Consider the following 22,933-nt stretch of genomic DNA (forward strand, 5'->3'; position numbering starts at 1 on the left):
GGTGACAAGGACGGCAGGCTTGGGCATGGTGGCGCGCGAAGAGGAGCCAGCCATGAGCCAATATCCCCACCTTCTTGCCCCGCTTGATCTGGGCCACGTGACTTTGAAGAACCGCGTTCTGATGGGGTCTATGCATACCGGGCTTGAGGAGACCAAGGACTGGAACCGGGTGGCCGAGTTCTATGCCGAGCGCGCGCGCGGCGGTGTTGGCCTGATGGTGACCGGTGGCATGGCCCCAAATCGCGAAGGTGGCGTGTTTCCGGGCGCAGCGGGGCTGTTCTCGGATCAGGATATCGCCAACCACAAAGTCGTCACTGACCGGGTGCACGAGGCCGATGGGCTGATTGCGATGCAGATCCTGCATGCGGGACGGTATGCTTACAGTCCGGACTGCGTTGGCCCCAGTGCTGTGAAGTCTCCGATCTCGCCCTTTCCACCGGAAGAGCTGGACGAGGAAGGGATCGAGAAACAGATCGCCGATATCGGCACGGCGGCGGTGCGCGCCCAGCAGGCAGGCTATGATGGTGTCGAGGTTATGGGCAGTGAAGGGTATTTCCTGAACCAGTTCCTTGTCACCCATACCAACAAGCGCGAGGATCGCTGGGGCGGGTCTTATGAGAACCGGATGCGCCTGCCAATCGAGGTCGTGCGCCGGGTGCGTGAGGCGGTGGGTACGGATTTCATCGTAATTTATCGGTTGTCGATGATTGATCTGGTTCCGGGCGGCTCCACTTTTGACGAAGTGGTGGAACTGGCCAAGCGGATTGAGGCGGCGGGCGCGTCGATCATCAACACCGGGATTGGTTGGCACGAGGCGCGCATACCGACGATTGCCACTTCTGTTCCACGTGCTGCGTTCACCTGGGTGACCAAGAAACTGATGGGGCAGGTGGGCATTCCGGTGATCACCTCGAACCGCATCAACACCCCTGAGGTGGCTGAGGATGTGTTGGCCGGGGGGGCGGCGGATATGGTGAGCATGGCACGCCCGTTTCTGGCCGATGCGCATTTCGTTGCCAAGGCAGCGGAGGGGCGTGGCGCTCAGATCGCGCCCTGCATCGCCTGCAATCAGGCCTGCCTGGACCATACGTTCAGTGGAAAGCTGTCCAGCTGTCTGGTCAATCCGCGCGCCTGCCATGAAACCGAACTGGTTGTCGCCCCGGCCACGACGACCAAGACCATTGGCATCGTCGGCGCTGGGCCTGCGGGCTTGTCAGCGGCGATGACGGCAGCGGAACGCGGCCATAAAGTGATCCTGTTTGATCGTGCGGATCGTCTGGGCGGACAGTTGAACATGGCGCGGGTGATCCCGGGTAAGGAAGAGTTTCGTGGGCTGGTCGCATGGTTTGAAACCATGGTGGCCGCGCTGAAGATCGAGACGCGGCTGGGCCAAGAGGTGAGCGCCGAGGACCTGACCGGCTTTGAAGAAGTGATTATCGCCACAGGTGTGATCCCACGCGATCCGGGCATTGATGGGCAGGATGGCCCAAACGTGCTGAGCTATATAGATGTGTTGCGCCATGGTGCTGAGGTCGGGCCGCGCGTGGCGATCGTCGGCGCGGGTGGCATAGGCTTCGATGTGGCCGAGTTCCTGGTACAGGACGGCGACAGCCCGACCGAGAACCTGGAAGAGTGGAAAGAAGAATGGGGGATTGCCGACCCGGAGGAGTATCGCGGCGGCTTGGCGGCCGACGGACCCAAGCCCGAGGCGGCAGCGCGTCAGGTGACGTTGTTACAACGCAAGGCTGAAGCGCCCGGCAAACGGCTTGGCAAGACGACAGGCTGGATTCACCGGGCTGCGCTGCGCATGAAGGGCGTGAAGATGGTAGGCGGCGTCAACTATGAACATATCGACACCACCGGCCTGCATATCAGCCATGGTGAGGCGCGTGAAAACCCGCAGCTGATCGAAGCCGATACGATTGTACTGTGTTCAGGGCAATTGCCAGAGCGCAGTCTGGCCGACGCGCTGGAGGCCAAAGGTGTCACGCCCCACGTCATTGGCGGGGCCGATGTGGCTGCCGAGCTGGACGCCAAGCGCGCGATTGACCAAGGCACGCGATTGGCGGCCAGCCTGTAACGCCTATTCGACAGTGACGGTGATTACCTCGGTGACAATCGGGGGATCATGCGGCACATGGTTCAGATCACCCAGAACCAGCTGCAGGGTGTGGGTGCCCGGCTCCAGATCAAGTGTGACCTCGGTCTGACCGCCACCGAAATGCACATGGTTCTCATCGGCAATCAGGCCGTTTTCCATCATGTCAGCGTCTTCCGCGCCCTCGCCAAAAGCGGCTCGGTTGATTAGGATATGATGATGGCCAGTATTTTCCTTTTCGGTACCGGCAGGGGCCACGCCCATTCCCCTGAGGCCGAAGACCACGGTGACAGGAGAAGACACAGTCGAGCCATCTTCAATATTCACAAAGTAAACTTCGGCCCCCTCGGGCGCAGGTGTACCGCCAGTCCAGGCCGGGCTCAGGCCCAGCGTCAGGGCGACCGCAGTGGCGCTTAGAATATGTTTCATTGTTGGTTCCTCCCATCGTTGAGTCGATAAGGGTAGTGCATCTTGTCGATCTGGCAAAAGCACCGCTGGTTTGGTGCGACATGTTTCCATGCCTTCAACGATCCCTCACAAAACCCAGATATTGTCGGGCATGCGCCGCAGTTGTGCCCGATTTTGTCGCGATACATGTTTCAAATATGAGAAGAGGTATCGAGTAATGGATCGCCTGACCGAAATGGAAGCCTTTGCCACCGTGGTGGATCAGGGGGGCTTCACCGACGCGGCCCGCAAAATGGGGATTTCAAAATCCGCCGTTTCCAAGCACGTCTCATCGCTTGAGGCCCGTCTGGGTGCACGGTTGCTGAACCGCACCACGCGTCGTGTCAGCCCGACCGAAATTGGTTTGGCCTATTATGATCGTGCCCTGCGTGTACTCAATGATGCTGGCGAGGCAGATGCGCTGGTCAGCTCGATGCAATCTGATCCCTCCGGACTTCTGCGGATTTCCGTCGCAACCGATTTCGGCGTTAATCACCTCAGCCCGGTTCTGGGCGAATTTCTTGATGAATTTCCGGATATTACGGTCAATATGGTGTTGAATAACCGCTATGTTGAGTTGATTTCCGAAGGCTTTGACATGGCCATCCGCATTGGCGAGCTGGAAGACAGTTCCCTGCGGGCCCGCAAGCTGACCGAGACCACCAAACGTATGATCGCCAGCCCCAATTATCTGCAAAAGCATGGGCGCCCGATGAAAATCGACGATCTCAGCGATCACAAGCTGCTGCATTACTCCAGCCAGTCCAATGGCTCGGTCTGGAAACTGACCGCGCCATCCGGTGAAAAACGCCAGGTGCGTACCGCTGGCGGCCTGTCGGTTAATGACGGTCAATCGCTTCTGAATGCGGCGATTTCCGGGCTTGGTATCGCTTATTTGCCCAGCTTCCTCTACGCTGAGGCGTTGGAGAAGGGCCTGATCGAAGACGTGATCCCCGATCTTCCGGTTGAGACCCAAGGCATCTATGCGGTTTACCCGCCCGGTCGTTTTACCCAGCCCAAGGTGCGCGCCTTCATTGATTTCCTGGTTCATGCCTTTGCCGAAAAAGGCCCAACGGACTGGTAAGAATTCCTCCCCTGCCGGTAACGGCCAACTGGATTTTCCCCGGGCGTCATACGTCCGGGGTTTTTTGTGCGATAGTGTAAGTATGTTTGGAAAAAAGCACCTTAATGTGTGTGGGTGCAGATTGCTTTTAACAGGCCATCACGCCAGATTTCCGTCCAGAAACTGCACGGCATCAAAGGAAAATCCATGTCCACACCTACGCTTCTGTCCATTTCGGGATCCCTGCGCAAAGGATCATATAATCGTATGTTGCTGGCCGAGGCCGTACAGGCTTTTGGCCCCGCCAAGGTGCTGCAGGCAGATTTGGCATTGCCGCTTTATGACGGCGATCTGGAAGAGGCCAGCGGTATCCCGAGGGCTGTACAGCTGTTGGCGGATCAGATTACCCAAGCCGATGCTATCGTCATCGCTTCGCCGGAATACAACAAGGGCATGTCTGGCGTCTTGAAGAACGCGACAGACTGGATCAGCCGCGTGCCGGGTGGCGTTCTGGCAGGTAAACCGATCGCGATTGTCGCGGCTGCTGCCGGGCGTACCGGCGGCGAAACGGCGCGTTTCATGGTGATGAGCAACCTGTTGCAACTACAGGCCCGTATCGTGCCGGGGCCTGCTGTTTTGATCGCTGGGGCAATGAACGCTTTTGACGAAAATGGAGCGTTGAAAGACGAAGGGTCGGTCAAGATGCTGAACGCCCAGATGAGCAATTTGCGCGCCGCGATTGCTTAAACCGGGTTGGAAATCTCGATCAGATTGCCATCCGGATCGCGGATGTAAAGCGACATCAGAGGCCCTGTCGCCCCGGTGCGGGGGACGGGGCCGTCAAGGATTGTGATCCCCAGACGTTCTAAATGGGTCTGCCACTCCGTTAGCGCGGTGGTGGACAAAAAGCACAGATCGCCCGATCCGGGGGCTGGGCACTCGGCCTTTGGCTCGAACTCGGCTCCGGCGACATGCAAGTTGATCTTTTGCGCCCCGAAACCCAGCGCCCAGCGAGCTGCGTCTTCGCCGAACGAGATCGGCGTCATGCCAAGTACGTCGGTGTAAAAGCTCAGGGTCTTGTCCAGATCGCGGACCGTCAGCACGAGGTGATCAAGGGCCGAAAGGGTTGTGGGCATGATGGTCTTGTTCCTCCATGACTTCAGGCCTAGCTTGCCGCCATGAGGGAACAGATGCAAACCATCCGCGACGTGATGGACCCGGACCGTGCCCGTGCAATGCAGGCGACTTTGGGTCAGACACCGCAAATCACGGCCGGTGATGTATTGCCTGCCTTTTTCCACCAGCTTTACTTCTGGGAGCCGCAACCGCCTGAACGCTTGGGACGGGATGGCCATCCAAAGCTTGGTGGTTTGATCCCTGAGATGGGATTGCCACGTCGCATGTGGGCCGGCGGACGGTTGGAGTTTCACGCAGCCTTGCGCGTTGGCCTAGACGCCGAGAAACGTTCGGTCTGTGAAAGGGCCACACGCAAGACCGGGCGTACCGGGCCTCTGGCCTTTGTCACTCTGCGCCACGAGATATGGCAGGACGGGCGGCTATGCGTGACCGACTGGCAAGACGTGGTTTATCGTGAAGATCCCGATCTGACGGCACCCAGGCCGGTACCGCCGCTGGCAGCAACGGATGAGACACAATGCGAAACTGCCAGTTTCAATACGACCTTGCTGTTTCGCTATTCGGCGCTGACTTTCAATGGTCATCGCATCCACTATGACCGCGACTATGCGCGGGATGTGGAAGGCTATGACGGGCTGGTGGTCCATGGTCCATTACTGGCCCAGCTGCTGATGCAAATGGCGGAGCGTCGGATGGGCAAGCTGAACAGCTTTCGGTTTCGTGCCACGGCCCCGCTGATGGATTACGAAATTGCCGAGCTGTGCTGGAACGAGGGCCGGATGTGGGTGCGAGGCCCTGATGGGCGACAATGCCTTGAGGCCGAGGCAGGTTAGAACGATGCCTCCGGGCGGAACCCTTCGGGGATATCGTCCTGCCCTTCCAATATCAGTCGCGCCATGACTTGCCCCACTTTCGGGGCCATGCCAAAGCCGATCTTGAAACCGCCATTGGCGATGAACGCGCCTTTATGCAGCGGGTGGGCGCCCAGCATTGGGGCGCGGGATCGGGTGCGCGGGCGCAACCCGGCCCAGCGTTCCACCACCCGTGCACCATGCAGCAGCGGGACGGCACGCATGGCCGTTTCGATCACATCGTCTAACCGGGCATCTGTCGTGCTTGGGTTGTCATAGTCGCGTTCGCTGGTCGAGCCGATGGCGACGGTGCCATCCTCGTGTGGGACGATGTGAACCGTATCGGCAAAAAGCTGTGGCAGATCATGGGCTGGGAAATGCAGCAACGCGCCCTGGCCTTTGACCCCATTGCCGACGATCCGGGTATGGCTGGCCGTCAGTTCTTCCAGGCCAGCGACACCGGTGGCCCAAATCACCCGTCCTCTGGCGGTGCCCGAGGGTAGGATATCGCCCCCCCGCGCCGTGATGGCCGCGGCCAGCGATGCGCAGGCACGGCGTGGATGCATCCGGGCGCTGAGCGTATCGTGAATCAGCCAGCCGGAAGGGGAAAGCGGCGCCCAATCGTGGTCCTCGGCGCGCACCACGGTCCAGTCGGCCTTGCCTTGCCACAGCGCCTTGGCTGTTTCAGCCCGGGCCTTGGCCAATGTCAAAGCATGTTCATCCGCGATGGGCTGCAACCGTCCCAGTCGGGCATAGCCCGGTGAGATGCCCGAGACCTGTTCGACATCGCGCCAGAAGGTTTCTGCCATGATCAGGCTGTCAAATTGAAACGCTTTCTTGTCGTTCCAGTTTTCCGGCACATGCGGAGCCAGTGCCCCGACGATCCCGCCCGAGGCCCCCGCGCCCGGCCCGCCCGGATCGATCACCTGCACTTTCGCGCCCAGCGATTGGCAGGACCACGCGATCGAGAGGCCAAAAATTCCGGCGCCCATCACTGTGACATCTGGCATTGCCAAAACGCGCGCTCCTCTGCATGGTCGCGGTGAGTGACTCCACGTTTAGAGGATTGACGGATGCAGGACCAGCGGGCAGAGCTGGACTGGCGCGATGGCGATGTGCCGGTCTCGACCCGGTTTGACGACCCGTATTTCAGCCTTGAGAACGGGCTGGAGGAAACGCGCCATGTTTTTCTGGCCGGTAACGGCTTGCCCGCGCGGTTCCGTAATGGATTTCACGTGGCCGAACTGGGTTTCGGGACAGGTTTAAATTTTCTGACCACGCTGAAGGCGTTTCGCGATCACGGAACGCAAGGCAAACTGAGTTTCACCAGTTTTGAAGCCTTTCCGATGGCGATGGAAGATTTGCCGCGCGCGGTGCGGGTGTTTCCCGACCTGCCGATTGACGTGTTTGAGGGCGACGCCGACACAGCCACACTGACGCCGCTCATTCACGGCCCGGACTTCGAATTGCACCTGATCATCGGTGATGCCCGTCAGACCTTGCCGGTGTGGGACGGGCTGGCCGATGCGTGGTATCTCGACGGATTTTCCCCGGCCAAGAACCCCGAATTGTGGGATGCGGATTTGATGGCCGAGGTGGGTGCGCACACGGTTATCGGCGGCACGGCCGCGACCTATACAGCAGCGGGGTTTGTGCGGCGTGGATTGGCCGAGGCAGGTTTTGACGTGACCCGGCAGCCGGGCTATGGCCGTAAACGGCACATGACCACCGCCAGAAAGCCCAACCCATGACCGAACAAGACACCCGCCTTGGCATCTGGCTGATGGTCGCGACGACCTTCGTTTTTGCGGTGCAGGATGGCATCTCGCGCCACCTGGCGGGGGAATACAACGTCTATATGGTGGTGATGATCCGCTATTGGTTTTTTGCGGCCTTCGTGATTGCCGTGGCCAGCCGTAAGGCAGGGGGCGTGCGGGCCGCTGCGGCAACCAAACAACCTTTTCTACAGGCGTTTCGCGCAGTGTTGCTGGTGGCCGAGATCTGCGTGATGGTGCTTGGCTTTACCCTGTTGGGGCTGGTGGAAAGCCATGCGGTGTTTGCCTGTTACCCATTGCTGATAGCGGCCCTTTCCGGCCCTATCCTGGGCGAGCATGTGGGATGGCGCAGATGGGTGGCGATCGGGGTCGGATTTATCGGTGTAATTGTCATTCTGCGACCCGGATTCGGGGTGTTCCAGATCGAGGCAGTGGTACCCCTGATGGCCGCCTTGATGTTTGCTGTCTATGGCCTGCTGACCCGCTACGTGGCGCGCAAGGACAGTGCCGCGACCAGCTTTTTCTGGACCGGCATAGTGGGGTCCTTGGCGGTCACTTGCGTTGGCGTCTGGTTTTGGGAGCCGATGATCGCATCGGATTGGGTGTGGATGGGTGCGCTCTGCATAACCGGAGCACTGGGGCATTACACTTTGATCAAGTGTTACGAGGTGGCCGAGGCTAGCGCGGTTCAACCCTTTGCCTATCTGCAACTGATGTTTGTCAGTGTGATCGGCATAACGGTGTTCGGTGAAACGGTGCAGCTGAACGTAGCGCTCGGGGCAGCGATGATCGTGGGGGCGGGCCTGTTTACCCTGTGGCGACAACGACGCGCCGGGTAGGGCCACGGCAATCTGATATGACTTACGTCAAGGCGACCCCCTCCAAGCCATCCTAAGCAGACTGCAAACGAGGGGTCGTGATGCGTAGCTGGGGATGTCAGGTGAAGTGTGGATGGAAAGGGGCAATGGCCCTGATCCTTGCCATGACCCTTGCATTGCGGATCGTGGCCGCCCCAGTGATCATGGCGGCCCCCGCGCCGGGATTGATGGCGATCTGCACGGGCGGACAGATCGTTTACGTGTCGATGGAAGACGGCCAGCCGGTGGGCGAGGACGCCCCGAGCATCGCCTGCCCATTCTTCAGTATCACCAGCGTGGTTGCGCTGGCCGAACTGAGTATTGCGCCACCCCGGTCATTGATCGTGACCGAACTATCGTCCACCATCGGTGATGTCGCGCCAGCCAGTTTGACACGTGCGACCGACAACCAATCCCGCGCGCCCCCCTTGCTGGGCTGATCTCCTCTCAAAAGACAAGTCAGAAATACGGGCCGCCTCAACGACGGTTCCGAAGCAAGGATAGTGAAAATGACGTTCAAGATATTCAGCGCGCTCATGCTGAGCGCGGGGCTGTCGGTCGGCGCAACAACCGCTATGGCGCAGTCCATGGAAACCGCCACGATGGCCGATCACAGCGGGCATGAAGGCCACCAGATGATGGACCACGCCGGTATGGATCACGGTGCGATGGGCCATGCCGGACATATACCCGGGCCAATCGGTGTGATGGGGGATCATGCCCACAAGAAGGGCGGCGTCATGCTGTCCTATCGTTTTATGCGCATGGATATGGCAGGCAATCGCATTGGGTCATCTAACGTGCCAAACGATCTGATCGCGACGACGATCCCCAACAGTTTTTTTGGCATGCCGGGGCAACCGCCCACGCTGCGCATTGTGCCAACGGACATGACCATGGACATGCATATGTTTGGCGCGATGTATGCCGCCAGTGACCGGGTGACCCTGATGGCGATGGTGCCCTATATCGAGAAATCCATGAACCACCTGACCTATATGGGTGGGGCAGGGACCACAGTTCTCGGTGGATTTCACACCTCAACGGAAGGGATTGGTGACGTGAAAGTCTCGGCGCTTGTCGGGGTGATGAGTCAGGGTAATCATAAGTTGAACTTCAATATTGGTCTTAGCCTGCCGACCGGCTCGATCACCGAAACTGGCCAGGTTCTGACGCCGATGGGAATGCGTCCGACAATCCGCCTGCCTTACGCGATGCAGCTTGGTTCGGGCACTTATGATTTGATGCCGGGGCTTACATACATGGGCCATAGCGGAGATTTTGGGTATGGCGCGCAGTTGCGTGGCGTGATCCGCCTGGGCAGCAACGACGAAGGTTACTCGCTGGGCGATGAAGTGGCTGGCAGCCTGTGGGCCAGCTACCAACCCAAGCCGGGTTTCAGCCTGACAGGTCGGATTGAAGCCAAGAGTGTCGGCACGATTGACGGTCGCGATCCTCTGATCATGGGGCCGGTGCAAACGGCCGATCCGCTGAATTACGGCGGCGATACCGTCACGCTTTATGCCGGGGTCAATCTGGTTGGTCAGAAGGGGGCCCTGCGTGGGCACCGTTTCGGGATCGAGGCCGGTGTGCCGGTTTATCAGAATCTGAATGGCCCGCAAATGGAGACCGACTGGACCCTGACGCTCGGCTGGACCAAAGCCTTCTGAGCGTTCTTAATCAATGGGGGGCGGGCGCTATGGTGGCGCCCGTCAGTTCGGCGCTGAATGGCACGGGGTGGGGTTCTTTGCCCAACCGCGCGCGATAAATCACGAGGCTTTCGGCCACGCGCATCACGTAATTGCGGGTTTCGCGAAACGGGATGTGTTCGATCCAATCCACGATATCCATCGCCCCCGGCTTGCGCGGGTCGCCAAACCGCTCGATCCATTGCGGTGGGCGCGACGGCCCCGCGTTGTAGGCCGCCGAGATCATGATGATGTTGCCATCAAACTTGTCTGCCATCTGGGCCAGATAGGTCGCGCCCAGCCGGGCATTATATTCCCAGTCTGACAGTACGCGCGAGGGTTCATGATCCAACCCCAGATCGCGGGCTACGTCACGGGCGGTACCGGGCATTACCTGCATCAACCCCTGCGCCCCTGCGCCGCTGACCACTATGGGGTCAAATTCGCTTTCGCGTCGGGCGATGGACAGGGACAGCTCGGCCGGAACCGGCAGCGCTATATCTGACATTGGATGCAGGGCATAATATGGCGCTGCGACAATAATACCGCGACGGGCCGCGGCCTTGCCCAGCATGACCTGCAAGTGAGATTCGCCCATCTCATCCAGCGCTTTGCCCAACTGTCCGATTTCATCGCGACTGAGGCTGGCGCCGAGATGGGTGATGAATCGTTCCGCCAGATTGGGCCGTCCGGCGGCCAATGCCAGAATGGCGGCCTGAACCACATCGGATTGCGCCAGCTCGGAACCCTGGAAAGGAGGAAACAATTCGGTACCGGAGAGGGTGCGATCAGGTGGCATGTTGGCGCGCTCGGCGGACAGAAGACCATAGAAGCTGGTTTGATACGTGGCCCCCTGCGCATAGGCCAGTTGCGCTGCCTCGTCATCTTCCATGGCCTCCAGGGCGCGGCCAATCCAATACCCGGCGCGTCCCAGAGAAATGGGCGAGGCAACAGCCGCCCGGAACCGTTGGAAGTGATCCAGCGCCAAGTCAGGATCGTCGAGATAGGTCAGGGCAAGATAGCCCGACAGCCATTCCAGATCGGAATAGGCGGACCCTTCCGCCAATTGATGCACCGAGGCCAGATCATAGGCCCGCTGGGCCTTGCCATCGCGCATCAGATCGCGTGCCAAGGCGCGCCGCCATCCCGCCCATTTCGCGGGCTGACCAAGGCCCCCCTCGATCCGGCTTTGGGCGATGGCCAGATCAATTGCCTTGTCGGCATCGCCACGGATGTAGCGGTTGAACAGCGCATGCGCGATGCCCGGATCCCGGCGTTGTGCCTCGGTCACCGCGTCCAACTCGTCATCACTCATCCGCACGCGGCTATCCAGCTTTTGGCGGAGCTGCGCCAGCGCGCGTTTTTCGTCTGAAACCAGCGGTAGCATCAGTTCGACATCGCGCAGGCCCCGCCAGAGAGTCATGTCGAGGCGCGCTTCGTGATGGGGGGCCAGCAGTTCGGGATCAGCGGCCATGAAGGCGGCATGCTCTTCTGTGCTCAGATCCATGCTGCGCCAGGCCAGCACCAGCGTGGCTTCGGCCTCGCCCAACTGATCCTTGGCCAGAAGCGCGGTGGCGTGGCTGAGTGCGCCGGTGCCGGTTTGGGCGGCGTAGTCTTCGTAGAAGGCGAGGATTTGCTCGATGCTGCCTTCCTCGGCCAGTTTTTCCTCGCTGCGTTTGCGCAGGGCAGCAAGGCCGGGCCAGTCGGTATGATCGCGCAGGAAGGTCAAAACCTGATCCGGTGTGCCGAGTCCTGCGCTGAAGTAATGCCAATCGATCAGGGTGCTGGCGGCGGGGCCATCCCGAGCAGCCAAGGCGCGCGCGGCTTCCCACCGACCGTCTTGCATGGCGTGCAGTGCACTGGCCAAAGGGCGGGGCGCAATGCGTGGCACATCCTCTGCCAGCAGGGGCAAGGGCGTGCCAAACACCATCAAAACCACCAATAGGGCGCGCAACATCTCTTGCATTTCCAGCCAAGTCAAAGGATAGACACTTGGAAACTTAGGTGCGCAGGCCGGGATCGTCCATTCACAAACGTGGCAGACGGGCGAGGGATCGCTGGTAACGCGCATCGCGCCGAGAGATGAAACAGCAAAGGAGCGTATCATGTTCAGAGGATCTTTTCCTGCCCTGGTCACGCCGTTCAAGAACGGTGAACTGGATCTTGATACGCTCAAACACCTTGTCGAGTGGCATATCTCCGAGGGTAGCCATGGGCTGGTTCCCGTGGGCACAACCGGCGAAAGCCCCACGCTGAGCCACGAAGAGCATGATATCGTGGTCGAAGAAGTGGTGCGCGCCGCAGCGGGCCGGGTGCCGGTGATTGCCGGGGCCGGTAGCAACAACACCGCCGAGTCCATGCGCCTGATGCAGCACGCCCACAAGGTCGGGGCCAATGCCGCGCTGGTGGTGACGCCCTATTACAACAAGCCCACACAACGGGGACTTGTCGCGCATTACACGGCCCTGCATGAGTGCTGTGACTTGCCGATCTTCATCTACAATATTCCGGGCCGCTCGGTCGTTGATATGACGCCTGAGACGATGGGCGAACTGGCCAAGCTGCCCCGGATCATCGGGGTCAAGGATGCCACCGCCGATATGGTGCGGGTCAGCGATCAACGTCGCACCTGTGGCACGGATTTTCTGCAATTTTCGGCCGAGGATGCTTCGGCATTGGGGTTCAATGCCCATGGTGGGATCGGCTGTATTTCGGTGACGGCGAATGTGGCACCCCGGCTGTGTTCTGAATTCCAGGAGGCAACCCTGGCAGGTGATTTTGCCAAAGGGCTGGAGTATCAGGACCGCCTGATGCCACTGCACAAGGCGATCTTTACCGAGCCGGGCTTGGTTGGGGCAAAATACGCTATGTCGCGATTGGGGCTGTGCAGCGATGAAGTGCGCTCGCCCCTGACGGGGCTGACGGACGAGACCAAGGGGCTGGTCGATGACGCCCTGCGCCATGCGGGTTTGCTGAACTGATCCGAGCCGATACTGGTTTGACCTGAAGGAGCGCAGCGAGGCTGCGCGCTTGCTGTATCGTTTTCCGGCTTTGCCGCCCGCCTCGGCTCGAGTTGCGATGTGACGTGCAATGTGCAGGTTGGTCTTGTGGTGCGGTCGCGCAGCCTCCGGCGGGGATATTTCTGGCAAGAAGAAACCTGTGGCGCTATCCGGCCTCTGGTAAAGCGTCGATCAGGCGGGTTTCCAGCAGTTGGCCGTTCTGCATCAGGATCGGATGGGCCACGGCCGAGATATGTCGGTTGAACTCGCGCAGGGCGACGAGGGTTTCCAAATGGACATCACTGGTTTCGGCGCTGTTTCGCGTCCCCTTCTGCAGGCGTTTGACATGGCGTTTGCGGCTATGCCGTTCGGCGCGCTTCACCTCTTCCTTTTCAAGGTTCAACAGGCGCGCGCTTTCCAGATCGTCAGAAACCAACACGTTGCTGGCCAATCGCAGGTTATTGGTGATGTTGGCATGAAGTGCACAGATTTCCTGCCAACCTTCGTGGCTGAACTGCGCGCCTGTCTGGTGGAATTCTTCAGCCAGCTTGGTAAAGCGGTGGGCGATCACATCGCCTGCGCTTTCAAGGCTGATGGCGTAATCCACCATCTCGCGTGCGTTGCGTTTTTCCGCCTTGCTGTAGGTGTCTCTTGGCAAGGAGGCCGCATAATCCCTGATGCCCGACAAGCACTTGTTGACCTCGATATCGGCGGCGCACAGAGCCTTGATGCGGTCCGGGTCATCTTTGTCATAGAGGCTGAGCAATGGGGTGAACATGTCTTCCAAAAGCCCACTCATCCGGAGCACCTCGCGTTTGAGGTTGGCGAGCGCAAGGGATGGCGTGTCAGTGTCATCCGGATCGAGAGCGGATTGAGGGGCTGTCAGGATGTTGTCCTGCGCATCCGCGTCGTCAGGCAGCAGGACCTGGGTGAGCTGGTCAAGTGCGGTCAGAAGCGGCAGAGCGATTAGCAAAAGTGCTGCGTTGAAGGCGATATGCGCGTAGATCAGCGCAGGGCCGCTGCCGTAGGTCGTCAATAGATCGGCGGTAGGCAACAGGTTGATTGCCAGCAAGGCTGTGATGGCCCATCCGCCCCGGACAATCAGATTTGCCAAGGGTATACGCCGCGCGGCTGCGTTCATGCTGCGGGCGAGCCAGATCGGGATCAGTGCCCCACCCATATTGGCACCCAGCAGCAAGGACAAGCCCGCCTCAAAGGGGAGGGCGCCGATCTGCACCAGCGTGACGCACATCAGGATTGCGGCAACAGAGGAATGCATCACAAAAGCCAGAACCCCGCCGACGATGAAGGCGGTTATGAAGTCCTGGGTCAGGTAGTCGGCGATGGCAGGCAGAAAGGCGCTGTCGCGAATAGGATCCATGGCCGCGCGCAGAAATTGCAGGGCGATCAGGATAAAGGCGATGCCCATCAGGATACGCCCCATCTGGCGCCATTTGCGGGTTTCAGATTTGATAAACAGCCAACCGCCCACCGTCAGCAGTACTGGCACCAGCCAATCCAATGGAAAGGACAACAGCCGCACCACCAGCGCCGAGCCCAGATCGCCGCCCAGCACGATGGCAAGGCCCGCGCCAAACGATAGCGCCCCACTGCCCGCAAATCCGGCGCTGAGCAGGGCAACGGCGGCCGAGCTTTGCAGCACAACTGCCATGCCAAGCCCGATCCCCGCCGAACTCAGAGGAGCCGCCCGGCGTGTCATCAAGCTTTGGAAATGGTTGCCATAACTGCGCTCGATCCCGGTGCGGACCATGCGAACAGCGAAGAGCAACAGCATGGTGGCCCCTGCAAGGTGTATGATAAAATCGAGTATGGGCATGCCTGTGGGTTTATCTGTTTTTTTACGCGCGAGGGCAAATTTCACCAATTAAAGCAATATTATCGCACGGATGCAAGCGAAAACGTATATACATATAATATACGATTTGAGCTTCCGGCACAATCACACTGCGTATAGGGCGCAAAATCCTGCTAAAATAATTCCGTTAAAGGGCGTGCTGTTCCATCAACTCAACCCAGCGATGGCAGGCAACCTCGTGGCCCGTGCCATCGGCGTGTTCCAGCTTGGGTTCTTCGGTTTTGCAGCGATCAATCGCGAAAGGGCAGCGGGTATGGAACTTGCAGCCTGGCGGCTGATTGGTTGGCGACGGGATTTCGCCATCCAGCTTTTGCGCCGACTTGTCATCGTCCGGATCAAGCGATGGAATGGCCGAAAACAGCGCCTTGGTATAGGGATGGCGCGGGGCCTCGAAAAGTTGCCGCGTGGGCGCGCTTTCGACAAGACGACCCAGATACATCACCGCCACATGATCGCAGGTATGGGCGACGACCGACAGGTCGTGGCTGATGAACATGAAAGTGATGCCCAGATCGCGCTGCAGCTCTTTCAGCAGGTTGAGAACATCGGCTTGAATCGAGACATCGAGCGCCGCGACGCTTTCATCCGCCACCACGAATTTAGGGCCAGAGACCAGCGCGCGGGCGATGGAAATCCGCTGACGTTGCCCGCCGGAAAAGGCGTGTGGGAAACGGCGCAGGTGTTCCAGATTCAACCGGCATTTGGCGGCGATCTCGCGCACGCGTTCGTCGGTTTCAGCGCGTGAGTTCGTCAGGCCCATCACCTCAAGCGGTTCGGCGATGATATCGCGGACGGTCATGCGGGGCGACAGGGCGGCGTAGGGATCCTGAAAGATCAACTGCGCGCGCTTGCGGTAATCCTTGAGATCGGACCCATCCAGCGTGGCCAAGTCCAGCGTGACCTCTCCATCGTCATAGGTGGCGGTGCCATTGGTGATTGGCACGGCCTTGAGAAAGGCGCGGCCCAAGGTGGTCTTGCCCGATCCGCTTTCACCGACGAGGCCAAAGAACGAGCCGGCCTCAATATCAACGCTGACTCCATCCACCGCCTTGAGGATATGTTTGTTGAAAATCCCCTTGCCGATCTGGAAACCAACCGACAGGTCGCGGGCCGAGATGATCATGTCGTTGCTCATGCCTGACCCTCTTCCTTGTAGATATGGCAGGCCACCCGGTGCACGGGGTCTACTTTTACGTCTGCCGGCAGCTCACTCATGCATTGATCACCGACGATTTTCGAGCAGCGCGTGTTAAAGACACAGCCCGCAGGGCGCTCCAGGGGCGAAGGGATATCACCCGGAACCGGGGTCAACGGGCTTTCCAGATCATCCAGCTTGGGCAGCGCGGCGATCAACCCTTGCGTATAGGGGTGGCGCGGATCGCGGATCACTTCGCGCACGGGGCCCTTTTCGATCAACCGGCCCAGATACATGACCGAAACGTAATCGGCGGTCTGTGCCACCACGCCCAGATCGTGGGTGATAAAGATGATGCCCATGTCGAACTCGGTCACAAGATCTTTCATCAGGTCGATCACCTGCGCCTGAATGGTCACATCCAGCGCTGTGGTCGGCTCGTCCGCGATCAACAGTTTGGGCTGGGTCGACAGGGCCATGGCAATCATCGCCCGCTGGCGCATGCCGCCGGACAGTTCGAAGGCAAATTGATCAACGCGTTTATGCGGATCGGAAATACCGACTCGGTCCAGCATTTCAATGGAATGGGTCTTGGCCTGCGCTTTGGTCATGTCCGAGTGCAGCATCAGCTGTTCGATCATCTGTTTGCCGATGGAAATGGCGGGCGCGAAGCTGGCCATCGGTTCCTGAAAGATCATCGAGATCGCACCGCCACGCACAACCTTCATCTCCGACGCTTTGCGCAGGGCCAGTACATCTACCTCGCCCTCATCGGTGTGCAGGATGATTTTGCTTTCGGGCGTGTAGACGGCGTTCTTGGCATTGAGATGCATCAGCGCCTTGGCCGTCACCGACTTGCCCGAGCCCGACTCGCCCACCAGCCCCATTACCTCGCCCTTGCGGACACGAAAACTGACATCCTCAACGGCAGTGATCAGCCCCTCATCGGTGCGGAACTTCAGCGTCAGGTTCTGGACGGTAATCAGGTCGCTCATTTATGCGTATCCGAGTAGGGATCAGCCGCGTCACGCAGCCCGTCGCCGACAAAGACGAAGGCCATCACGAGGGCGATGAAGAAAATGACGGGGATGAAATACCACTGATAGTTCAACAGCACATCGGCATTGGTGACGTTTTGCAGCATGACGCCAAGGCTGTTCACCGGGTCTTTCAGGCCGAGGCCAATAAAGCTGAGCGCGGTTTCTGACAGCACCATGTAGGGGAAGGAAATCACCAGATCGACGATGATATAGCTGGTGAAGCTGGGCAGCAGGTGACGGCGGATCACATGGCCCGAGGATGCCCCGCACAGCTGAGCGGCCAGCACATATTCCTGATTGCGTTCAGTCAGAAGGTGGGTGCGCACGCGTCGCGCCAACGTGGGCCAGCCGATGAACCCAAGTATCAGTGATATGTAGAAGAACCTGGCTTCGGCCGATATCTCGGGCGGCATGAAGGCGGCCACGGCCATGAACAGTGGGATCGCGGGCACCGTTCGCACCGCATCGGTGATCATCTGTAAGACCGAGTCTATCCAGCCGCCGTAGTACCCTGATATCCCCCCGATCACGAGGGCGAGGACAAAGGCGATAAACACCCCAATCGAGCCGACTTGCATTGAAGTCCAGATCGCATGAAGCGTACGTGAAAAGATGTCCTTGCCGGTGGAATCTGTCCCGAAGATATGTACGAAGCCTTCCGGTGCGCCGAACAGATGCGTGTCCATCGAGATGAAGCCGAACAGTTTATAGTCCCAGCCTTCGACGAAGAAATGGATGTACTTGCGATCCTCAGTGTTGATCTTGGTCACCCAGCGGAAATTCGTCGCCATCGAGCGCTCGCGTTCCACACTGTAAACAAAGGGCCGCAAGGAACATCCCGCATCATCGCAGAACTGCGGGATTTGGGGCGCGCCGTTGGTGTATTCATCGTTCTTGCCCGCAATCGTTGGATCATAAGGTGACAGGAACGGTGCAAAAATCCCTGACAGGATCAGCACAACCAGAACCATCGCGGCCACCATGGCAGCGCGTTGTTTCTTGAACCGGGCCCAGATCAGCTGTCCTTGGGAGGCGGTGAAATACGCCTCTTTGGACTTTTGATCGCTGTCGGGAAGGATGGTGGTTTGATCTGTCATATCGCTCACCTGATGATGCTTTTGCGTACGCGCGGATCCAGCACGGCCAGCAGAACATCCGTCAGGAAGTTCAGCGTCACGATGGAAGCGGTCAGCATGAAGATGATAGCGCCTGCCAGTTGCTGATCGTTCGAGCGGGCAAGCGCCTCGATCAGCAGGGCACCGGCCTCGGTCAGGGTCAGGATCAGCGCCACGATGGGAAGCTCGTTGAAGATGCGGTTGAGGTCAAAACCAAGTGAGTTAACGATAGGGCCAAGCGCGTGCCGCGCCGGGTAGCGCCACAACAGCTTGCGCCCCGATACCCCGCGTGCCGCGGCGGCGGTGACGTAAAGCTTGCCAATTTCGTCCGACATCAGCGCACGCACGGTTTGCAGAGCAAAGGCCGTCGCGGACCAGCCAAGGATGAAAATTGGCAGCCAGGCGTGACCGAGCATATCAACCACCCTGTCCCAACTCCATGGTGCATCGCGGAATTCGGGCGAAAAGAGCCCTGTCAGCGTCTCACCAAAATAGACAGTGCCAATCAGCATGATCATCAGTGCCAGCAGGAAGTTTGGTAAAGCCAGACCCAGGTAGCTGAACAGGCGTAGGCCGTTATTCAGAACTGCGTTGCTGGATGCTGCAGCGATGATGCCGACAGGGATCGCGATGGTGTACGCCAGCGCCAGCGAGGCGAGGCACAGCGCCAGTGAAATCCAGAACTTGTCGCCAAGAAGCTGGGCAATATCGACCCGTAGGATACAGCTGTCGCCGAAATCCCCCTGGAAGGCATTGAAAATCCACAAGCCCCAGCGTTGCAGGAACGGTTTATCAAGGCCAAGGCGGATACGTTCGTTTTCGATATCGGCCATCGAAATGCCCGACCCTTGGGTATTCTTGAAGGCAAGGTAGCGTTCGGCGCAATCCCCCGGCACCAGTTCCATCAGGGAGAACACGACCAGCGAGACGATGATCAGGGTGATCAAAGCCATGACCGCCCTTGTCGCCACGAACTTGCTGAATTGCAGCATATTTTGTCCCTGTCTGGATAAGAGCGCGGGTTTGTCCCCGTGTCTCTTTGTCTTGATTGTTGTGATCCGGGCAGAGCTTCCGCCCGGATCGTTTTTCTACTTCACACCAGAAGTGCTTATTCGTCCAGCCACCATTGTGTGGCGCGGTACGGATAGGTCCGGTAATACTCGTAGGACCACGTCTTGAACTCGGTGAAGTTCTTGAGGTTGTTGCTGGAATAAACCGGCTCGGGCGCTTTCACGGTGCCGATCATGACCAGGTTGCTCACGAAGTTCTCGACGAGCGCCGCACCAAGGGCGTTGCTTTCGTCCGTGCCGGGAACGGCCGACTGGAACGCGTCGATGTCTGCGGCCAGCGCCTTGGCATAGTCAGGCGGCTCAACACCTGTGGCACCATCGCTGTCCAGCCACTCACCCCAGAGCATACCTGTGCGGTGCTCAAAGTAGGTGCCAAACGGCGGACGGAAGAAGCTGTTCAGGCCCAGATGGATCGCCAGAGGCGCGCCGTACTGCCACAAGCCCACGTCCAGCTTGTTCGAGGATTGTGCCGAGCGGTACTCGTCCGGCGTCACCTCTTTAACGGTGGTCTGCACACCCACATCGGCCCAGTTCTGGCCAACCAGTTCCACAACCTTACCGGCGATGCCTTGGGTGGAGAACTGCATGTTCAGAGTGACCTTGTCGCCGTTAGGCAACTCGCGGAAGCCATCGCCATCGGTATCGACCATGCCGATTTCATCCAGCTTGGCCTTGGCCGTGTCGGGATCAAACCCGGACATGTAGCTTGCCCATTTCGGATCAACGAAATCCGGCTCGGGGTTGAAGGGTGCAACTTGGCTGGGCGTGCCCTGACCAAAGTAAGCAATCTCGTTCAGCTCATCGCGGTTGATCGCGATCGACATCGCTTCGCGGAAGGCAAGGTTGTTGAACAACTCACGCTTAGCCGGGTCTTCCGACGTCAGGTTAAAGCTGAACGCGGGCATGCCCACGGTCGGCTTCAACTGCACAGAATAGTTGCCAGCTTCCTGATTTTCCAACAGCAGCGGGGCCGATTCCAGACGCACGGATTGCGATTTGTAATCCACTTCGCCGTTGACCAGCTTGAGGATCCGCACTTCGTTGTCGTTTATGTAGACCTCGTCCTGCTCGCCAATGTAAGGCAGCTGTTGACCGGTCGTATCCACTTGGTGGAAATAGGGGTTGGCCACAAGGCGGCGCCCTTCGGTGGTGTCGGTGATGTAGATGTGGCTTTCCAGCGTCGGATGGGTGTGCTTGGGCAGACCGCCAACGATTTCAGGCCGTGACAACATCGGTGTTGGCGTGTCCGTCCAGTCCGAGCTGCCGTAATAGGCGCGGATCGCGTCATAACCATCCTCAAAACCCATACCCTGAGCTAGGCTGTCGGCATCTGCATTGATGTCGGGGTGGAACTGACCCAGGAAATGCTTGGGCTGGAAGCCCTGCGCATAGGATGTCGCAAAGTGGGTCAAGAGGCCCGGCTTGGGAGCGGGCAGGTTGAACACTACGGTCACGTCATCAGGTGTTTCCACCGTCATGCGTTCGCCGCCGACAAGCACGTAATCCTTTGGTTTCTCAAAGATATTCGTGTCCATCATCAGGTTGTCATACCAGAAGGCGACATCGGCCGAGGTGAACGGTGCACCATCCGACCACTTGTGCCCTGCGCGCAAGGTAAAGGTCAGCTGGGTGAAGTCATCATTCCATTCCCACGACTTGGCAATGTTGGGGACGATGGTCTGAAGGTCATCCGAATAGCGCACCAGGTTGACGTGACGCACTGACAGGAAGTCGGATGTGCCCGCCTCGGTTGCGTTCGATAGAACGTTCAGAACGCCGCCATATTGGCCAACGCTGTCGTAGGGTACGACAACCAAAGGCTCGGACGGCAGACGCTCGGCCACGGGGGCCAGATCGCCATTGCCGACGATCATGCCATTCAGCTTGGCGATGTCGGGGTGCTCGGAAAACTCCATGGTGCACCCGGCAGCGTCCTGGAATTCGACAAGGTCGAATTGATGCGGATAGGCGCCGGCAGCGATACCCCCCATATCGGCGACCGAAATCGCCGGGCAATTGGCATAGGCGGCTGCCGGAAGTGCCAGCAGGGCCACGCCACTATATAAAATCTTTCTCATCTTCTCTCCTATTGGTCGAACTTAGGTTGGTTCTGCGGGATGTCGTTTATGCATCCCGTTGGTGCTGTCCGGAGTCTCAGACGGACCCCGATCAGTGACTCTAATGGTACCAGAGTAGCCGACATGTCTGGCTTGCTGCTGGACCGTTTCAAGTTTGCTTTCAGGTTATGTGATTGCCTGTATCTTCCCCCCCCCCCGAAAAAGCTGTTTGGCGATATGATCCCGCCGGGCCCGCTTTCATTGCCCAAGTTATGTGACCGTATAATGACAGTTTGCTGTGTCATGATGCGTTTGCCAATGCCGATATGGATTGGCTTGCGCTGCGACATCGCCGTGTTGGCGCTCCGTTGGTGGCAATCACGGTATGGGCACACCTGCCCGTCTGCCGTGCCGTCAGATCGCAAAGGATCTGATCCAATACCACAAAAAAAGTATTTGCACTGTCCGTCATACGGCTGCGCTCCAGAATCTCCCTGACCGCAGCAAATCCGCTTTTCTGAGACAGATCAAGAAGAATGGTGGGTTTTGTGGGAATATATGCGGAAATGATTCAATGGACGCCCAATTCGGGAGCAAACGGCAAGAATGTGGGTTTTTGACTGAGCTCATGCAGATTTCAGCCATCCAGATTGCGCAGGAACGCCCGGATCACCGGCACATCCGAGCGCGCCGAGAGGTAAACCAGTGTTTCGGTCATCGAAATGTCGAGATCCGTGATCGGCACCCTCTTGAGCCTTGTATCATGGCCAAATTCGGCCTCTGAGACAAAACCAAGGCCGGCCCCCGAGGCGACCACCTCGCGCATCGCTTCGCGTCCGTCCACCTCGATCGTGGGGCGCAGGCGCAGCTTGCGACGGGCGGCTTCGGCCTCAAGGCCGGCGCGGGTGTAGGATCCGGTCTCGCGAAACACCAGGGGCCAGTCGCGCAAGGCGGACAGGGTCATTTCGCGTGTTCCCTTAGGTAAAAAATTCCTGGCAGCGATGGCAATGATGGGCGAGTCTCCCAGTTGATGCGTGGTCAGGTCTGGCCCCGATTCCAGATTGCCAACGATGCCCACTTCGGCATCGTAGTTGCGCAGCTTGGCAACCACGTCCTCGGTATTACCGGTTTGCAGCGTCACAAACACATCCGGGTAGGTGGCGCGAAACCGGCTGAGCGTATCGGTGATATGCAGCGCCGAATCGGCCACGATGCGCAAGGTGCCATGGATCGAGGCACGCGACTGGCTCAGATACTCGCCAATCCCGCTTTCGATCTCAAAAAACTGTTTTGTGAGGCGGAACAGGCCCTCGCCCGCCCCGGTCAGGCGCACCTGCTTGTGGTCGCGATGAAACAGCAGCGTGTCATGGGATTGCTCAAGCTTGCGCACCTGATCTGACAAGGCTGGCTGAGTCTGATTCAATGCCTCTGCTGCGCGGGAAAAGCCGCCATGCAAGGCGACATGATGAAAGGCGCGAAGCTGGCTATAGCGCATGGCGTGTTATCTATACCTAATACTAATGGATCAATATAAAACAAAGATTTTACATATGAGTCAATTGCCCCCATCTCTATCCGCGAGATCAGCCGGAGGATACCTCTCATGACCAAGTCCCCGTTACCTTCTCCACGATTGGGCGAGGCGTATTTGCTGACGCCTGGTCCGTTGACGACGTCTTATGAAGTTAAGGAGGCGATGTTGCGTGACTGGGGCAGTTGGGATGA

20 protein-coding genes are annotated in these 22,933 nt (G+C 58.9%); 9 read left to right on the forward strand and 11 right to left on the reverse strand.

Annotation, left to right across the window (positions count from 1 at the left end; genetic code table 11):
* Positions 1 to 52: 52 nt before the first annotated feature.
* On the forward strand, positions 53 to 2,080 hold the full coding sequence (locus V6N02_RS19570) for an oxidoreductase (RefSeq protein WP_371228471.1): 2,028 nt from the start codon (positions 53 to 55) through the stop codon (positions 2,078 to 2,080).
* A gap of 3 nt (positions 2,081 to 2,083) precedes the next feature.
* Here V6N02_RS19570 and V6N02_RS19575 read toward each other — a convergent pair whose 3' ends face one another.
* Complete coding sequence (locus tag V6N02_RS19575) at positions 2,084 to 2,527, reverse strand: DUF4399 domain-containing protein (RefSeq protein ID WP_371228473.1); 444 nt, start codon at positions 2,525 to 2,527, stop codon at positions 2,084 to 2,086.
* 196 nt (positions 2,528 to 2,723) lie between these two features.
* On the opposite strand from V6N02_RS19575, the gene V6N02_RS19580 reads away from it, so the two are divergent.
* The gene (locus V6N02_RS19580) at positions 2,724 to 3,629 is read left to right on the forward strand and encodes a LysR family transcriptional regulator (protein ID WP_371228476.1); all 906 of its coding nucleotides are present in this window, start codon (positions 2,724 to 2,726) and stop codon (positions 3,627 to 3,629) included.
* 186 nt (positions 3,630 to 3,815) lie between these two features.
* Positions 3,816 to 4,355, forward strand: coding sequence for an NADPH-dependent FMN reductase (locus V6N02_RS19585; protein WP_371228479.1), 540 nt, complete (start codon positions 3,816 to 3,818; stop codon positions 4,353 to 4,355).
* Here the strand turns inward: V6N02_RS19585 and V6N02_RS19590 are convergent.
* Positions 4,352 to 4,744, reverse strand: coding sequence for a VOC family protein (locus tag V6N02_RS19590; RefSeq protein WP_371228482.1), 393 nt, complete (start codon positions 4,742 to 4,744; stop codon positions 4,352 to 4,354). The two genes, V6N02_RS19585 and V6N02_RS19590, sit on opposite strands and share 4 nt — an antisense overlap.
* A gap of 54 nt (positions 4,745 to 4,798) precedes the next feature.
* Between V6N02_RS19590 and V6N02_RS19595 the strand changes: the two genes are divergently transcribed.
* Positions 4,799 to 5,578 carry an HTD2 family dehydratase gene (locus tag V6N02_RS19595; RefSeq protein WP_371228484.1) on the forward strand — a complete coding sequence of 260 codons (780 nt, stop codon included), beginning with the start codon at positions 4,799 to 4,801 and terminating at the stop codon, positions 5,576 to 5,578.
* Here the strand turns inward: V6N02_RS19595 and V6N02_RS19600 are convergent.
* Positions 5,575 to 6,606 carry an NAD(P)/FAD-dependent oxidoreductase gene (locus tag V6N02_RS19600; protein ID WP_371228486.1) on the reverse strand — a complete coding sequence of 344 codons (1,032 nt, stop codon included), beginning with the start codon at positions 6,604 to 6,606 and terminating at the stop codon, positions 5,575 to 5,577. The two genes, V6N02_RS19595 and V6N02_RS19600, sit on opposite strands and share 4 nt — an antisense overlap.
* A 63-nt stretch (positions 6,607 to 6,669) precedes the next feature.
* Between V6N02_RS19600 and mnmC2 the strand changes: the two genes are divergently transcribed.
* The 4 genes from mnmC2 to V6N02_RS19620 all read left to right on the forward strand — a co-directional run bounded on the left by mnmC2 (position 6,670) and on the right by V6N02_RS19620 (position 9,898).
* Complete coding sequence (gene mnmC2 / locus V6N02_RS19605) at positions 6,670 to 7,347, forward strand: tRNA (5-methylaminomethyl-2-thiouridine)(34)-methyltransferase MnmC2 (RefSeq protein WP_371228489.1); 678 nt, start codon at positions 6,670 to 6,672, stop codon at positions 7,345 to 7,347.
* A complete protein-coding gene (locus V6N02_RS19610) occupies positions 7,344 to 8,210 on the forward strand; it encodes a DMT family transporter (protein WP_371228491.1) in 867 nt (288 codons plus the stop codon). Before mnmC2 ends, V6N02_RS19610 begins: the two co-directional genes overlap by 4 nt.
* Before the next feature lie 125 nt (positions 8,211 to 8,335).
* Positions 8,336 to 8,668 carry a DUF2946 family protein gene (locus V6N02_RS19615; protein WP_371228494.1) on the forward strand — a complete coding sequence of 111 codons (333 nt, stop codon included), beginning with the start codon at positions 8,336 to 8,338 and terminating at the stop codon, positions 8,666 to 8,668.
* Between the two features lie 69 nt (positions 8,669 to 8,737).
* On the forward strand, positions 8,738 to 9,898 hold the full coding sequence (locus tag V6N02_RS19620; protein WP_371228496.1) for a transporter family protein: 1,161 nt from the start codon (positions 8,738 to 8,740) through the stop codon (positions 9,896 to 9,898).
* A 10-nt stretch (positions 9,899 to 9,908) separates the two neighbouring features.
* Here V6N02_RS19620 and V6N02_RS19625 read toward each other — a convergent pair whose 3' ends face one another.
* Positions 9,909 to 12,023, reverse strand: coding sequence for a lytic transglycosylase domain-containing protein (locus tag V6N02_RS19625; RefSeq protein ID WP_371228499.1), 2,115 nt, complete (start codon positions 12,021 to 12,023; stop codon positions 9,909 to 9,911).
* Here V6N02_RS19625 and dapA point away from each other — a divergent pair.
* Positions 12,022 to 12,897 (forward strand): 4-hydroxy-tetrahydrodipicolinate synthase, encoded by an 876-nt coding sequence (gene dapA / locus V6N02_RS19630; RefSeq protein WP_371228502.1) that lies wholly within the window; start codon positions 12,022 to 12,024, stop codon positions 12,895 to 12,897. The genes V6N02_RS19625 and dapA overlap by 2 nt on opposite strands.
* Before the next feature lie 184 nt (positions 12,898 to 13,081).
* Here the strand turns inward: dapA and V6N02_RS19635 are convergent, their stop codons facing one another.
* The 7 genes from V6N02_RS19635 to V6N02_RS19665 form a co-directional block, all read right to left on the reverse strand.
* Positions 13,082 to 14,752, reverse strand: a complete 1,671-nt coding sequence (locus V6N02_RS19635) for a Na/Pi cotransporter family protein (protein ID WP_371228504.1) — start codon at positions 14,750 to 14,752, stop codon at positions 13,082 to 13,084.
* A gap of 166 nt (positions 14,753 to 14,918) precedes the next feature.
* On the reverse strand, positions 14,919 to 15,926 hold the full coding sequence (locus tag V6N02_RS19640; RefSeq protein ID WP_371228506.1) for an ABC transporter ATP-binding protein: 1,008 nt from the start codon (positions 15,924 to 15,926) through the stop codon (positions 14,919 to 14,921).
* A complete protein-coding gene (locus V6N02_RS19645; RefSeq protein WP_371228508.1) occupies positions 15,923 to 16,921 on the reverse strand; it encodes an ABC transporter ATP-binding protein in 999 nt (332 codons plus the stop codon). The genes V6N02_RS19640 and V6N02_RS19645 overlap by 4 nt, the downstream gene beginning before the upstream one ends.
* Positions 16,918 to 18,063 (reverse strand): ABC transporter permease, encoded by a 1,146-nt coding sequence (locus V6N02_RS19650; protein WP_371228511.1) that lies wholly within the window; start codon positions 18,061 to 18,063, stop codon positions 16,918 to 16,920. Before V6N02_RS19650 ends, V6N02_RS19645 begins: the two co-directional genes overlap by 4 nt.
* A gap of 5 nt (positions 18,064 to 18,068) precedes the next feature.
* Positions 18,069 to 19,073 carry an ABC transporter permease gene (locus V6N02_RS19655; RefSeq protein ID WP_371228514.1) on the reverse strand — a complete coding sequence of 335 codons (1,005 nt, stop codon included), beginning with the start codon at positions 19,071 to 19,073 and terminating at the stop codon, positions 18,069 to 18,071.
* A 116-nt stretch (positions 19,074 to 19,189) separates the two neighbouring features.
* Complete coding sequence (locus V6N02_RS19660) at positions 19,190 to 21,229, reverse strand: ABC transporter substrate-binding protein (RefSeq protein ID WP_371228516.1); 2,040 nt, start codon at positions 21,227 to 21,229, stop codon at positions 19,190 to 19,192.
* Between the two features lie 616 nt (positions 21,230 to 21,845).
* Positions 21,846 to 22,703 carry a LysR substrate-binding domain-containing protein gene (locus V6N02_RS19665; protein WP_371228519.1) on the reverse strand — a complete coding sequence of 286 codons (858 nt, stop codon included), beginning with the start codon at positions 22,701 to 22,703 and terminating at the stop codon, positions 21,846 to 21,848.
* Between the last annotated feature and the right edge of the window lie 230 nt (positions 22,704 to 22,933).

The organism is Roseovarius conchicola, assembly GCF_041403425.1.
Taxonomy (GTDB): Bacteria; Pseudomonadota; Alphaproteobacteria; order Rhodobacterales; family Rhodobacteraceae; genus Roseovarius; species Roseovarius conchicola.